This is a genomic window from Achromobacter sp. NCFB-sbj8-Ac1-l (assembly GCF_052695805.1).
In genome coordinates, this window is sequence record NZ_CP199812.1 from 2,303,519 (window position 1) to 2,317,341 (window position 13,823).

12 protein-coding genes and 2 pseudogenes are annotated in these 13,823 nt (G+C 65.5%); 7 read left to right on the top strand and 7 right to left on the bottom strand.

Translation table 11 applies throughout. The features are described from left to right. Nucleotides 1-2 precede the first annotated feature (2 nt). Nucleotides 3-887, bottom strand: coding sequence for a crotonase/enoyl-CoA hydratase family protein (locus tag ACUDP5_RS10600; protein ID WP_263911763.1), 885 nt, complete (start codon nt 885-887; stop codon nt 3-5). 434 nt (nt 888-1,321) lie between these two features. On the opposite strand from ACUDP5_RS10600, the gene ACUDP5_RS10605 reads away from it, so the two are divergent. The 3 genes from ACUDP5_RS10605 (at nt 1,322) to ACUDP5_RS10615 (ending at nt 4,277) form a co-directional block, all read left to right on the top strand. Continuing rightward, nucleotides 1,322-3,421, top strand: a complete 2,100-nt coding sequence (locus ACUDP5_RS10605) for a TonB-dependent receptor (RefSeq protein ID WP_445658715.1) — start codon at nt 1,322-1,324, stop codon at nt 3,419-3,421. Between the two features lie 258 nt (nt 3,422-3,679). Continuing rightward, a complete protein-coding gene (locus ACUDP5_RS10610) occupies nt 3,680-3,964 on the top strand; it encodes a type II toxin-antitoxin system RelE/ParE family toxin (RefSeq protein ID WP_445658716.1) in 285 nt (94 codons plus the stop codon). Next, nucleotides 3,954-4,277 (top strand): helix-turn-helix domain-containing transcriptional regulator, encoded by a 324-nt coding sequence (locus tag ACUDP5_RS10615; protein WP_445658717.1) that lies wholly within the window; start codon nt 3,954-3,956, stop codon nt 4,275-4,277. Before ACUDP5_RS10610 ends, ACUDP5_RS10615 begins: the two co-directional genes overlap by 11 nt. A 15-nt stretch (nt 4,278-4,292) precedes the next feature. Here ACUDP5_RS10615 and ACUDP5_RS10620 read toward each other — a convergent pair. The 3 genes and pseudogenes from ACUDP5_RS10620 to ACUDP5_RS10630 all read right to left on the bottom strand — a co-directional run. Beyond that, nucleotides 4,293-4,874: pseudogene (locus ACUDP5_RS10620) on the bottom strand (tripartite tricarboxylate transporter substrate binding protein); the annotation flags it as partial. A gap of 6 nt (nt 4,875-4,880) precedes the next feature. Then, nucleotides 4,881-5,066, bottom strand: a pseudogene (locus tag ACUDP5_RS10625) (CoA transferase); the annotation flags it as partial. Further along, a complete protein-coding gene (locus tag ACUDP5_RS10630) occupies nt 5,063-5,863 on the bottom strand; it encodes an enoyl-CoA hydratase (protein WP_445658718.1) in 801 nt (266 codons plus the stop codon). The gene ACUDP5_RS10630 and the pseudogene ACUDP5_RS10625, both read right to left, overlap by 4 nt. Before the next feature lie 226 nt (nt 5,864-6,089). Here ACUDP5_RS10630 and ACUDP5_RS10635 point away from each other — a divergent pair, with 226 nt between their 5' ends. Then, the gene (locus tag ACUDP5_RS10635; RefSeq protein ID WP_445658719.1) at nt 6,090-6,947 is read left to right on the top strand and encodes a dienelactone hydrolase family protein; all 858 of its coding nucleotides are present in this window, start codon (nt 6,090-6,092) and stop codon (nt 6,945-6,947) included. An 11-nt stretch (nt 6,948-6,958) separates the two neighbouring features. On the opposite strand, the gene ACUDP5_RS10640 is transcribed toward ACUDP5_RS10635, so the two are convergent. Next, nucleotides 6,959-7,339, bottom strand: coding sequence for a tautomerase family protein (locus ACUDP5_RS10640; protein WP_263911772.1), 381 nt, complete (start codon nt 7,337-7,339; stop codon nt 6,959-6,961). Between the two features lie 83 nt (nt 7,340-7,422). Here ACUDP5_RS10640 and ACUDP5_RS10645 point away from each other — a divergent pair, with 83 nt between their 5' ends. Further along, nucleotides 7,423-8,280, top strand: coding sequence for a LysR family transcriptional regulator (locus ACUDP5_RS10645; RefSeq protein WP_263911773.1), 858 nt, complete (start codon nt 7,423-7,425; stop codon nt 8,278-8,280). 48 nt (nt 8,281-8,328) lie between these two features. Here the strand turns inward: ACUDP5_RS10645 and ACUDP5_RS10650 are convergent, their stop codons facing one another. Beyond that, nucleotides 8,329-8,763 carry a rhodanese-like domain-containing protein gene (locus tag ACUDP5_RS10650; RefSeq protein ID WP_445658720.1) on the bottom strand — a complete coding sequence of 145 codons (435 nt, stop codon included), beginning with the start codon at nt 8,761-8,763 and terminating at the stop codon, nt 8,329-8,331. Nucleotides 8,764-8,888: 125 nt separating this feature from the next. Between ACUDP5_RS10650 and ftrA the strand changes: the two genes are divergently transcribed. Both ftrA and ACUDP5_RS10660 read left to right on the top strand, forming a co-directional pair. Further along, nucleotides 8,889-9,896: a transcriptional regulator FtrA gene (gene ftrA / locus ACUDP5_RS10655; RefSeq protein ID WP_445658721.1), complete on the top strand. Its 1,008-nt coding sequence runs from the start codon at nt 8,889-8,891 to the stop codon at nt 9,894-9,896. A 28-nt stretch (nt 9,897-9,924) separates the two neighbouring features. Further along, nucleotides 9,925-10,695 (top strand): APH(3') family aminoglycoside O-phosphotransferase, encoded by a 771-nt coding sequence (locus ACUDP5_RS10660; RefSeq protein WP_445659148.1) that lies wholly within the window; start codon nt 9,925-9,927, stop codon nt 10,693-10,695. A gap of 387 nt (nt 10,696-11,082) precedes the next feature. Here ACUDP5_RS10660 and ACUDP5_RS10665 read toward each other — a convergent pair whose 3' ends face one another. Further along, nucleotides 11,083-13,815: an autotransporter family protein gene (locus ACUDP5_RS10665; RefSeq protein WP_445658722.1), complete on the bottom strand. Its 2,733-nt coding sequence runs from the start codon at nt 13,813-13,815 to the stop codon at nt 11,083-11,085. Nucleotides 13,816-13,823: the final 8 nt, after the last annotated feature.

Here is a 13,823-nt window from a genome sequence, read left to right on the forward strand (position 1 = left end):
TTTCAATGCATCGTCGCGTCCAGCGTCGATTCGGCGCCGCCGGACGAACGCCGGTTCTGCGCCATCACCAGCCGTTCCATATAGGCCCGGTCCTTTGGGTCGATCATGAAGGCGGCGTCCACCCAGTCTTCCGTGATGTCCATCAGCTCTGACCGCGTCAGCTGCAGCACGCGCTGGCGCGCCCGCAGCATGGCGCGCATGCCGTTGAGCTTGGGCCGCATCACGTCGATGAAGGTGCGGGTGGCCTTGTAGGCGTCGCCCGGCTCGAACACCACGTCCACCAGGCCGCGGGCCTGGAACCATTCGGCGGTGTGCGATTCGCCCGAGCCGATCAGTTCCTCGGCCAGCTTCATGCCCGAGCGGCGCGCCACCAGCGAATAGCCGCCCATGCCCGGGAACAGGTTGAACGCCATTTCGGGAAAGCCCATGCGGGCGTTGTTCTGCGCCAGCACGAAGTGGTGCGCCAGCGCGGCCTCGAAGCCGCCGCCCAGGGCCGTGCCTTCGATCATCGCCAGCGACACGGCGCCGGTGTCAAAGCCGCGCGTGGCCGCGTGCACGCAGTCCACGCACGCGCGCGCATAGGCGCGCAGCGCCTCGCGCTTGCCCGTGCGGATGGCTTCGGCGAAGAAGTTCAGGTCGCCGCCCACGTTGTAGATCTGCGGCACCAGCGAACCGGTGACCCAGAAGTCGATGGGCAGGCCCGAATCCTTGGCGGCGCGCGCCAGGGTCATGATTTCGTCGATCAGTTCATGGTTAAAGCACGGGCGCGGCTGGGCGCGCAGCATCATCCACATGACGCGTCGTCCTTCTTCGTAGAACGCGGAGACTTGCTTCAGGGTGCCTGCGGCGGTGAAGGGATGGCAATCCGGATGAATGAGTTGATTCATTTGCTTTCGTCCAATCGATCAGGGTGAGTCGGAGTACTGCGGGGCCAGCCTAAACCAGCTGTCGCCCAGTCCCTCTCATGCAAAGCTCATTCGGCCGGCCAGAGTTCTCCGTAGTGCAAACATCCGAGTGATTGTTGGGAAAACTTTGCATCGACGCGTCCAGGTCATGCGCGTGGAGGACCCGCGCCTCGTCAATGCGGATGAGGACCGTCGCGAATTCGCGAGGATCGGCGCGGCCGCCAGGTGTGGGGGCGCCTCGTGCAAAAGGAGGGCAGGGCACTGCTGCGGGCGACCGCGTGGCGAGGCCGGCGTGGGCCTCGTTGTGACCTCGCAACAAAAATCAGGGAATCCCACCAAATGCGAATAATCTCATTTACTAATAAGATTCATTATCGATATCATCGCGGCTCGATAAAATCTACACACTGCTCGCGATGTCCCTATCCTCCGTACCGCGCGCCCTGCCACTGGGCGCCGCGCTGGCTTTGCTGTTTTCCGTCGTTGCCGTTGCCGCCGAACCGGCGCAGCTCGCGCCCATCAGCGTTGAAGGCGCCAATGCCGACGACCCCCGCCTGCCCGAAACCACCACCGCGACCCGCACCCAGACCCCGGCCCGCTACGTGCCGCAGGCCATCGACAGCGTCAAGGTCGAGAACCTGCAGAACTACGGCATCCGCACACTGGGCGAGGCGCTGGCCGGCATTCCCAACGTCACCAACGCCCAGGACACGCGCTTTGACTCGCTGCGCATCCGCGGCTTTGACGCCAGCAACGACTTCTACCTGGACGGCATCCGCGACGACAGCCAGTACGTGCGTGACCTGCACAACATCGAACGGATCGACGTGCTCAAGGGCCCGGCGGCGGTGCTGTACGGCCGCGGCAGCCAGGGCGGCATCGTCAACCGCGTGAGCAAGGCGCCGCAGCCCGGCCGCGAATCCACCTTCGAAGCCCAGGCCGGCAGCTGGGACCTGCGCAGCGTCTACGGCGACCTGAGCGCCGACCCCAGCGACCACGTCAGCGTGCGCCTGAACATCGGCCAGGAAGAGACCAACAGCTTTCGCCACAAGATCGGCGGCACGCGCCAGCTGGTGGCGCCGTCGCTGAACTGGCGCATCACGCCCGACCTGGACTGGCTGGTCCAATACGAATACAGCCGCTACGACCGCACCCCCGACCGCGGCATTCCCAGCGTCAACGGCCGCCCGGCCGACGTGGGCCGCAGCACCGTCTACGGCAACCCCGACCGCGACGACATCGACGACCGTGCGCAATCGTTCCGCTCGCGCCTGTCGTACGCGCTGGCCCCGGGCTGGCAACTGCGCTACACGCTGGCCGTGTTCGCGCTGGACAGCGAGTTCGACAACACCTACCTGACGGGCTACAACGCCGCCACCCGCAAGGTCACGCGCACCCGCTGGCAGCAGGACCTGTCCACCCGCAACCTCACCAACAACCTCGAAACCGAAGGTCTCTTCCATACCGGCAGCATCGAGCACCGTGTGCTGTTCGGCGTCGAACTGGCCAACCAGGACCGTTCGCCCAAGCTCTACACCACCGCCACCCGTGGCCCCGGCGCGCAGGCCGTGCCCTCGCTGGACCTGTACGACCCGGACCTGTCGCAGCAGCACAATGGCGCCATGGTGATCAACAGCGACGCGCGCCACAAGGTCAAGAGCCAGGGCTACTACGTGCAGGACCAGATCAAGCTGGACGACGCCTGGCAGGTGCTGCTGGGCCTGCGCATGGATCGCTTCAGCATCGATTCCACCAACCGCCTGCTGGACGCGTCGGCCAAGCGCGACAGCCACGGCCTGAGCCCGCGCGCCGGCGTCGTGTGGACGCCGGTGCGCGACCATTCCTTCTACGCCTCGTACAGCAAGACCTTCTCGCCCACGGGCGGCGGCACCATCGGCATCACGCCGAATGCCCGCGGCAACGCCAACGACCTGGACCCGGAACACACGCGCCAATATGAAGTGGGCGTCAAGAGCGACTGGCTCGATGGTCAACTGAGCACCACGCTGGCCCTGTACCAGCTGGAGCTCTACAACCGCCGCACCACCGATCCGGTGGACCCGACCATCGTGCTGCTGACCGGCCTGCAACGTTCGCGCGGCATCGAGCTGACGGCGGCCGGGCGGCTGACGGGCAACTGGTACCTGCGCGGCGGCATCGGCCTGCAGAACGCATCCATCGTCGAAGACAACAACGGCCTGGCCGGCAACCGCGTCAGCAACGTGGCACGGCGCAACGGCAGCGTGTTCCTGACCTACAAGCCGGCCGAAGGCCTGTACGGCGAAACCGGCCTGACCTTCGTCGGCCAACGCTACGCCGACAACGCCAACTCGGCCGTGCTGCCCGGCTACGCCACCTGGGACGCCCTGGTCGGCTACCGCACCGGCCGCTGGGACTGGCGCCTGGCCATGCGCAACATCACCGACAAGGGCTATTACGCCTCGGCCACCAGCGCCGGCCAGATCCTGGTGGGCGAACCGCGCACGGTGGTGGCGACGGCGCAGTATCGCTTCTGATCGGGGCGGTTCCGGCAAGACGGACGGGCGCTGCGGCGCCCGTTTTTTTCGTGTCCAGTTCGACGAGTCTGCGTTCGGAGGGGCGGGCGTCAGTGACGAAATGCTCTCTCTTCTCTTAGCAACTAAGACAAGGGTGCTCTATGTTGGCGAGCGATGGCACGTGGGCCATGCCAACTTGACTGAAATTCGTTTATTGACGAAAATTGTAGGTACCAGATCGATCACTACCTCACTGCCGACAAGCTCAAGAATCCCTATATGGTCTGGCTGCAGGGCTTGCGGAATGCGTCGACCAAAATGGCGATCTTGCGCCGAGTCATGCGGCTGGAGAAAGGCAATTTCGCTGACCATCGCTTTTGCCGTGATGGGGTCTGGGAACTGCGTATCGATGTGGGGCCAGGTTTTCGCGTTTATTACGCATTGACGGGACACCGCCTGGTGCTGCTGCTGGCTGGCGGCAATAAGCGGACGCAAGACGCCGATATCGCTTGTGCGGTGGAGTACTGGCGGGATTGGCAACGGAGAACAGACGATGAGAAGTAAGCCTAATGACCAGGCGATGGCCGAGATGTACCGCGATGACCCAGCCTTTGCGCTGGAACTGGTCAATCAAATTCTCGCGGATGGAGATCAGGAAGAATTGCTTATCGTGCTGCGCCAGATGGCGTTGGCTTTCGGCGGTATGCAGATGGTGGCTGAACAGGCTCGGCTGAATCCGACTCAGCTTTATCGCACCTTGTCGCCCAAAGGTAATCCCGCCCTGAGCAGTCTGCTCGCCATCCTCCGAGCGATGGGGCTGCGGCTGGCCGTGGCACCCCTTGCGCAGGCGGCCCCCGCCCCGGTCAGAATGGGCTGAGGCCGTGCACTAGGCTTACTGCGGCTCGATCTTCGCGTCGATCGCGCGCTGGGTCCAGATCTGGCGTTGCGATTGGGCAAACGCCTGTTGTTCGGCCAGCGTATTGGGCGAGACCTGCATGCCCAGGGTCTCGAATTTCGCCACGCTGTCGGGTTCCTGCAGGATCTGCGTGATTTCCCGGTTCAGGCGTTCAACCACGGGGGCAGGGGTGCCTTTCGGGGCCGCCACGCCAACCCACACCACCAGGTCGAAGTTCTTGTAGCCCAGCTCGGCCAGCGTCGGCACCGCAGGGAAGTCCTTGGACCGCGCCTGACCCGTGAAGGCAATGCCGCGCAGCTTGCCGCTGTGCATGAACGACGTCACGACCGACAGGTCGGCGAACAGGTAGTCGACGTGGCCGCCCAGCAGGTCGGTGACGGCGGGCGGCTGGCTCTTGTAGGGCACGGCGTTGGCGGCGGCGCCGGCCACGCTGTTGAAGGTGGCGCCGGCGATCTGGCTGGTGGGCGAGCCGTAGGCGTAGTTCAGCGGCTTGTCGCGGGTGGCCTGCACCAGCTTGGACACCGAGTCGTAGGGCGCGTCTTCGCGCACCACCAGCATCTACACCGCGCCCATGCCGGGCGAGGCGGCCGGCACCGAGGCCCGGAACACGTCGCCTTCCGGGGACTCGACCTTGATGACGTCGGCGCCCATGTCACCCAGGATCTGCGTGGCGTACGGGCCCATGCCGACCGAGGTCATGTCCACCACCCGCAAGCCGGCCAGCGGGCCGGTGGCCGGGGCGGCGGTCATTGCGCCTCCGGGGCGCGCTTGCGGGCCAGGAAGGGCGCCATGTGACGGCGCGGCTCGTCGGTAGTGAAGGCGTTGCCGAAGGCGTCGACGCTGCGGTCCAGCCCAGCTTCAAGGGTGGACGTCTCCCAATAGCGCAACAGCGCCTTTTGCGAGCGCACGGCCAGCGGTCCGCTGGCGGCGATGGGGCCGACGGTGCGTTCCACCAGGGCGTCCAGCGCCTCGGTCCCGGGGTCACACAGGAATTGCAGGAATCCCCAACGCAGCGCCTGGTCGGCGTCGACCGTGGCGCCGGTCAGCAGCAGCCAGTTCGTGGCGCCCGGGCCGATCAGGGCGGGCAGCAGCACGGCGTGGATCACCGACGGAATGCCGACATGCACTTCCGGCATGCCGAACACGCCATCGCGCGACCCCAGGCGGATGTCGCAGGCCGCGGCCAGTTCCATGCCGGCGCCCAGGCAGAAGCCGGGCAGGCGGGCAATGGTGGGCACTGGCACGTCACGCACGGCGTCGCACAGGTGGCGCAGGTTGGTGATGAAGGCGCGGCCGCCGGCCGGGTCCAGTTCGGCCATTTCATAGATATTGGCGCCGCCGACAAAAGCCTTGTCGCCGCTGCCGCGGATGACCAGCGCGCGGGCGTCGGGCTGTGCGGCGATCCAGCGCACGGCCTCGGTCAGGCCCAGGGTGACGGGCGTGGCCAGGATGTTCAGGCTTTTGGCATCGTGAATCTGCAAGGTGTACACGCCGCGTTCGTCGCGCTGGACGAGGCTGTGGGCAAAGGCGGGAATGGGGGCGGTCATGGCAGTGTCTTTTTCCTGGAATCGTTGGCGTTGCCAGCCATCCTAGGCCCGGTCGTTGATCACGACAAACAAGTAATTTTCATGGAATAAGTCTGAAGTGGAATGAATCGGCGGGGCGGGTTCGCAATAGTGGCGAGCCGGCCGCGGCGGGAGTAGTCTTGCCGCTACCCGGGCGCCGAGCCTGTTCATGACGAGGGTCTACATGGGTGCGCTGACAAGAATCGCGATGATCGCAAGCGTTGCGTTGCTGACGGCCTGCGCCGCGCCGCCGCCCCGGCAGGCGGCCAACGAAAGCATCGAGAAAGTCCCCGTCAAGGTCGCGCTGGAAAACGGCGGCACGGCTTCGGGCGATCTGGTGGTGACCGTGTTCACGCCCGCCGGTACAGGCAAGCATCCGCTGATCGTCATCAACCATGGCCGGGCGGGCGACCCCGCCGGCCGAGCCAGGCTGGGCCGGGCGCGTTACTCGGCGGCCTCGCAGTTCTTCGCGGACGCGGGCTTCGTGGTGGCCGTGCCGGTGCGCCTGGGCTACGGCGCCACCGGCGGCCCCGACCTGGAAAGCAGCGGCCCCTGCAACGACCGGCGCTTCACCCCCATGTTCGACCGGGCCGCCAGCCAGATCAGCCAGGTCGTGCAAGCGATGGCGCAACGCGCGGACGTGGACGCCTCGCGCATCGTCGTGCTGGGCCAGTCGGTGGGCGGAGGTTCCACCGTGGCGCTGGCGGCGCAGAACCCGCCCGGCGTGAAGGCCGCCATCAACTTCGCGGGCGGAGCCGGCGGCGATCCGGTGCGCGCACCCGGCAAGTCCTGCGGGCCGGATCGGTTGCAGGCCACCTACGCCGCCTATGGCCAGGCGACCCGCCTGCCGATGCTATGGATCTACACCGAAAACGACCTGTACTGGGGTCCCGACTGGCCCAAACAGTGGGTCGCCGCCTACAACCAGGCGGGCGGCCACGCCACGTTTGTGCCGATGGGGCCGGACGGCGAGAACGGGCATAGTCTCTTTACCCATTCGCCGCAGAAGTGGAAGCCGATCGTGGCGCAGTTCTTGCGCGAGCAGGGGTTCGCGATGGGGCAATAGCGGGCGGGCGCTCAGGCATATTGCGCGAGGCCATTGCCCATCGACCAGTTCTCTTTCGCCACCTCTACGAGGTTCACGAACACATCCTCGGGCCTCATGCCCGGGCTTTCGGCGAGCAGTTCCGCCGTCCGCGCAAACAGCGCCTTCTTCTGTTCCAGGCTGCGGGTGTTGTTGGCCGTGATCTGGATGAACACAAGGTCATCGCTGCGCGCCACCCCCAGGTAAGACTTGCCGTAGCGAAAGTCCGCCGCCTCATGCTGGGTAAGGGTCATGAACTGGTCGTCTTCGGGAACGTTGAAGGTGTCGCGCAGCGCACGGTAGACGCTGTCGAAGATGGCTTGTCGGTAGGCTTCGGTCTTGCCGGTGCGCAGGGAGATATGAACGAGGGGCATGTTTCGGTCTCTGTCAGTTGAGTCGCTCCATACTAATCATTCTGATACGCTATGCGTGTTTATTTCAATGATAACTATCTGAAATGACTGCGCATTCTCTTGATCTGGACGCCGTAAAAGCCTTCGTCCGCATTGTCGAGTTGGGAAGCTTCACGCGCGCTGCAGAAGCGATGCAGACGACGCAGGCCGGCATCAGCCTGAAGCTCAAGCGGCTGGAAGACAGGCTGAATGCCCGGCTGATCGAGCGTACGCCCCGGTACGTCGAGCTGTCCGCAAGCGGGGCAATGTTCCTCGAGCACGCACGCGAACTGCTGGCGGCCCATGATCGTGCCCTGGCGGCATTTTCCGGTGCCCGCCAGCGCATAACCCTTGGCATCAGCGATCACGTCGCAGGCCCGGAACTGCCTGCCTTGATCGCGCGCATGAATGCGCAGGACCCCGAACTGTTGGTCGAAATCCGCATCGGCTCGTCCGGTGATCTGCTGCAAAGTTTCGACCGGCGCGAACTCGACACGGTCATCGTCCGCCTGGATGCCGGCCGCCGCGATGGCACCCTGATCGCCGAAGAAAAGCTCGGCTGGTTCGCGGCCCCGGGCTGGCAATACCGGGCCGACGAACCCCTGCCGCTTGCCACCCTGGCAGAGCCCTGCGGGGTGCGCGCGTTGGCGGCAAGCCTGCTGGATGCCGCGCAGGTCCCCTGGCGAGAAGTCTTTGTCGGTGGCGGCGTGGCGGCCGTCGCGGCGGCGGTCATGGCGGGACTGGGCGTGGCGGCGCTGGCGCCCAGAATGCTGCCCTTTGGCGCGGTGGATATCGGCGCCAGACTCGGGCTTCCCGACTTGCCGCATCTGCCCGTCCTGCTACATACCCGCAGCAAGGATGCCCGCACGCAGGACGCACTGGCTGCGCTATCGGCGGCGTTTCGCAGCGCGGTGCGCGGGTAGGCGGCTGCCCGTTCCCGCTCGCCGGGATCGTCCGTCCGCGCCCGATCCTCAACCCGGCTGAGAGGCTTCTCTGCGAGGCGTGGCATCGCCCGTCAGGTCGAAGCCTTCATCGAGCCACCCGGTGATCCCGCCTATCATCACCTTCACCGGCCGCCCCAGCTGGGCAAACCGTATCGCGCCCCGCGTCGCGCCATTGCAGTGCGGCCCGGCGCAGTAGGTCACAAACAGCGTATCCGCCGGATAGTCCACGAGTTTGGACTCGACGATCTTGCCGTGCGGCAGATTCAGCGCGCCCGGCACGTGGCCCTGCGCATACAGCGCCGGGCTGCGCACATCCAGCAGCACGAAGCCGGGCACGCCGCTGGCCAACGCGCTGGCCACATCGGAACAATCGGTCTCGAACTGCATGGCCGCACGAAAATGGGCAAGCGCGGCATCGCTGCGGGCGGCGGGAATGGCGGTGACGGCATTGGAGGTCGACATGGGTGAACTCTGCGTGAATGGTTCGATGAACAAGTGCCTGGAAACCCGATCCAGTGACGTCATTCTGGCCGTTGGCCGCCATTCGCAGTAGTGGCGTAAATGCCATTATTCGGTAACATCACGCCATGGCTACTCATCTTGTCGTCGCGCTGGCTTATGACCGGCTCTGTACCTTCGAATTCGGCTGCGTGACGGAACTGTTCGCGCTGGAGCGTCCGGAACTCGGCGTCGACTGGTATCGCTTCGCCGTGTGCGCGGGCGAACCCGGTCCGCTGCGCGCCGCGGGCGGCATCACGGTCGCCGCGCCTTACACGCTGAAGATGCTGGATCGCGCCGACACGATCGTGGTGCCCGGCTGGCGCGACGCCGACGAATTACCGCCCGAGGCCTTGCTCAAGCGCATCCGCCTGGCCTACCAGCGCGGGGCGCGGCTGTGCTCGATCTGCTCCGGCGTGTTCGTGCTGGCCGCGTCCGGCGTGCTCGACGGCAAGACGGTCACCACCCACTGGCGCTACGCTGAAGCGCTGCAGCGGCGCTATCCGCAAGTGCGGGTCCAGCCGGACGCGCTCTATATAGACGAAGGCCAGGTCATCACGTCGGCGGGGTCCGCCGCGGGCCTGGACATGCTGCTGCACCTGGTACGGCGCGATTACGGCGGCGCCGTGGCCAACCGGGTCGCGCAGCGGTTGGTGGTGGCCCCGCACCGGGAAGGCGGCCAGGCGCAGTTCGTGCCGCGCCCCATGCCCCTGGACGACAGCGGGCGCCTGACCAGGCTGATGGACTGGATGCGCCAGCATCCCGCCTTGCCGCACACGCTGCGTTCGCTGGCGGAACGCGCCGCGATGAGCCCGCGCACCCTGCAACGGCAATTCCACGATGCCACCGGCATGGCGCCGTATGAATGGCTGGTGCGTGAACGCGTGGCGGCGGCGCGAGACATGCTGGAAGCGCAGACGGCCTTGCCGATTGGACGGATTGCGGAGCTGGCGGGTTTTGGGTCGGAGGAATCGATGCGCAGGCACTTCAGGCGTATCGTGCTGACAAGTCCCGCGGCATATCGGGATAAGTTTGGCCGAGGGGCGGCGCCGCTGAAAGACGAGGGTGGCGACGATAGACGGCTGCGCCCAACGTAATTCCGCTGGAAGACAACACGTGGACAACATGCATATCCCGGAAGTATGGCAACAAAGACTGGCTGGCGCGGTCATCGAACGACAAGTCATTGGAGAATCCGGAGCGGAAGTCTTTCGCATCCATGGCGATGACGGGCAAGCGCTATTCCTGAAGTCGGAACCTGCGGGCCTGTTGAGTGAGCTTCCTGGCGAAGTCGAACGCCTTCAGTGGCTGCAGCGGCTGGACCTGCCTGGGCCGGCCGTGGTCGGTTTTACGACGGATGACAACCGCCACTGGCTGCTCATGACTGCCGTTCCTGGGCGCGATCTGGCCAGCGCGGATGACCTGCCTTCCGCTCAAGTCGTGGCTGTTCTGGCGCAGGCACTGCGTCGTCTCCACGAGGTGCCGATCGCAATGTGCCCATTCCGCCACCCCCTGGAGGAACGTATCGCTGTCGCCAGAGATCGTGTGCGCCTGGGACTCGTCGACGAAACGGATTTTGACGATGAACGCCAAGGGCAGAGCGCTTCGGATGTGCTGGCGGAGCTGTTGTCGACGTGTCCGCTGGCCTGTGATCCTGTCGTGACCCACGGCGACGCCTGCCTGCCCAATTTCATGGCAGCCGGAAGCGATTTCACGGGCTTCATCGATTGCGGCCGCTTAGGCGTCAGTGACAGATACCAGGACCTTGCGCTGACCGCACGAAGCATCGCGCGCAATCTCGGGCAAGCATGGGTGGCGCCATTCTTTCGTGAATACGGCGTGGAACCCGACCACGAACGCATGGCGTTCTATTGTTTGCTGGATGAGTTTTTCTGATTGCCGTTGCGTCGGGGTTCGATCATCGGATCACGTCGCAACAACCGCGGCGCAAGCCGAGCTATCTCGGCACTCTTGTCTTTGCCGCACCTGATACACAGGGAGATCAAATCCAATTGATCCGTCGGCTCTGAATAGCTGTCCAAGGCCACTACGGTAGCGTCGTCCATCTCGAACACATAGACGTCGCCGCGACCCACTTGAGCACGGTCTTCAAAATACCCGGAGATTATGGGTAGTAAAGCGATATCGGGAAAAGTTCGGGCGTGGGGCGGCGACAGACGATCGCGCGCCGCATGGATTCCAAGGGAGGGTCGCCTGGCGACCGTGTGATCGGGTGGCTCACAGCGCCTTGATCCCAAGGCGCTGTGTGCCAATCGTGCGGATCTAGAACGTCATTCTGAAACCTGCGGTCGCGGTAACGATGTAGCTGCCCGAGAAATCCGCGTCGGCATCGACCTGGCCGTAGATCGCATAGCGATCGCCCCAACCGTAATTTGCCCCCGCTCCCACGCTGCCCCAGGTCCGCGCCATGCGGCTGGCTGCGGGCACGTCGGCCACGCGCACACGCGTTCCGTTCAGGAATTCGTGTTTCACATTGACGACGCCGTAGATGCTGGATTCCCGATTGACGCCACCCGTTTGCCAATTGCGCTTGTAGTCCAGGGCGATACCCATGCGGGCCAGCAGGCTGTCGCCCTTGTCGCTCTCGACGCGCGCGCCGAATTTATCGTTGAAGCTGTCAAAACGGGTCGATACATAAGACAGCTGTGCCTGCGGGATCAGGGCAAACCGTTCGCCCAACCCGAACGCCTTGCCCGCCTCGATACCCAGCCCGTAGCTGTTGGCCTGGCGGCCGCTCTTCAGCTTGCCGGCCAGCCGGGAATTCAGGTCGCTGTCGAACCAGGTGGCCTGGGCCTGCGTGTCGACATAGAAGCCGTTCTTGCCGTACCAGGTCAGCGTCGGCGTCAGGCCATAGGCAGTGGTGTCGATCGTGCCGTTGCCATACGCCGACGACACGTGCGTGTCGGCCTTGCCGTAGTGAAAGGCGATGCCACCCACCAGGCGGGACCCTTCTTCCTGGCCGGCCAGGATGCGGTCGACACCAAATTGCGCCTTCCAGCTATCGATGTCCTGGCGGGTGCCCGTGGTGGACGTGGACGGGTCGAGCCGGCTCGTCGTGCCCTCCACGCGGCTCCACACGCCATTGCGGCCGACGTCCGCCGAGTCATAGAGACGATTGCCGACGCGTTGGCGCAGGGTGGGCAGCCGGCTCAGGTGCAGCAGCGTGTTGGCGTAGGCCTCATAGACCGGCACGCCGGGCTGGAACAGCAAGGGGCGGCCCACGCCAGGCGACGCGCCACTGGGTTGGGAGGGCAGGGGAACGGTCGGCGGCGTGCCGGAATCAGGCAGGGACGACCGCAGATACCAGTCGCCGTCGGCCGGATCCTGTTGCAGGATATAGCCATAGGCGCCGGCCACCACGGCCGGACGGCCCTGGATGACGTAGTCGCCATTGGCCAGGTTGAACTGGCCCGTCGAGAGACCGTTGACCTGCACCACCTGGATGCCTTGTTGGGTCTGCGCACCCGTGCCTCCCATGTTCTTCACGATGACCGGTGTCGCGCCCGCGGTATCACCCGTGATCACGAGCTTGTCGGTCGGCGAGTCATCGCCGCCAAGCTGGGTGCGGATCTCGAGGTTGCCGCCTTGCGCCGTATAGTTGCCGGCGATGGTCAGGGTGCCGAAGCCGCTGCGCGGCCCCGGTGCGATGGTGCCCTGGTTGACGGTTGCGCCAACGCGCCCCGTCCCGGTCAGCCGTGCTCCCGACAATACGTTCACCGGCCCGCCCAGGACGCCATCGACCTGCAATGTTCCGGCCCGGACATCGGTGGTGCCCGTGAAGGCGGCGCTGTTGCCCGACAGGGTCAGCCTGCCGGCGCCCAGCTTGTTGAGGTTGGAGGTGCCCGAGAACGCGGTCATCACGCCCACCTCGTAGCCGTTGGTGTCGAACGAGGCGCCCTCGTTTCCGATTGCCTGCGTCAGGAAGCCATTCAGGAAATTGGCCTTGTCACGCCGAGCACGCAGGACGCCGCCATCGAGGGTGAAGGTGGCGTTGCCGGCGCCCTTGATGACCGAGCCGGTCTCCAGCACGCCGCGGCCGCTCGCGTCGCCAGTGAGGTTCAACGTGCCGGTGGCGGTGCTGTCGACAGTCACCCACGTGTCGCTGGCGGCGACCGCCAGGCCGCCCTTGAAGACGTTCAAGGTTCCCGTTCCTGCCGAGCCGACTTCGATGCGATCGCTGGCGGTAAGCGTCGAGACATCGGCGGTCGTGCTCGATACGGTCACGGTGCCAACGCCGCTCGTCTGGTTGCCGATGTAGATCGTTGCGGCGGCGCCCGGCGCGGATGATCCGACGGTGCGCACGGTGGCGCCCTCCAGGACTTGCAGGTCGCCCTGGCCCTCGAAGCCTACGTAGATATTGTTGAACGCCTGCCAGACCGATGCGGACCCCGACACCGTTACGTTGCCCTGGCTACCGGGGCCGCTGCCGATCAGCGCCTGGCCGCTGCGCACGGCGCCGCCATCGTCGATACGCAGCGTGCCTGTCCCAAACGAGCCGATCTGGAAGGAGTTCAGCGTGGCGAGATTCCAGGTCGACCCCAAGCCGGACACGAGCACGTTGCCGTTGCTGCCATTGTCCTCGCCGATCGAGGCCGAGTCGCTTTGCGCGAAGCCCCCGCCCAGGAGCCTGAGCCTGCCGGTGCTGCCGCTCTGGACCCCGATGATCACGGGCCCGGCACTGATCCAGGTGGAGGGCGTGCCACTGCCGCTGCGTCCCGACACTGTCAGGGTGCCCGTGCTGCCGGGACCGTTGCCGATACTTGCCGCGCTATTGTCAACGGCGCCTCCTGCGTCCAGGGTCAACGTCCCGTCCACGACATCCCCGACGGTCAGATCGCCGCCGACGCTCCAATTCGGCGACAGCACCGGCCCAGGCACGACATCGCCCGTACTGGAAACCGACTGGGCTTGGGCAGGATGGGCGACATAGGCCGCATAGACCACAAAGATGGCCGACGATAACCATCCCGCGCTCGCTTTCTGGTTAGCAATCATGAACACCC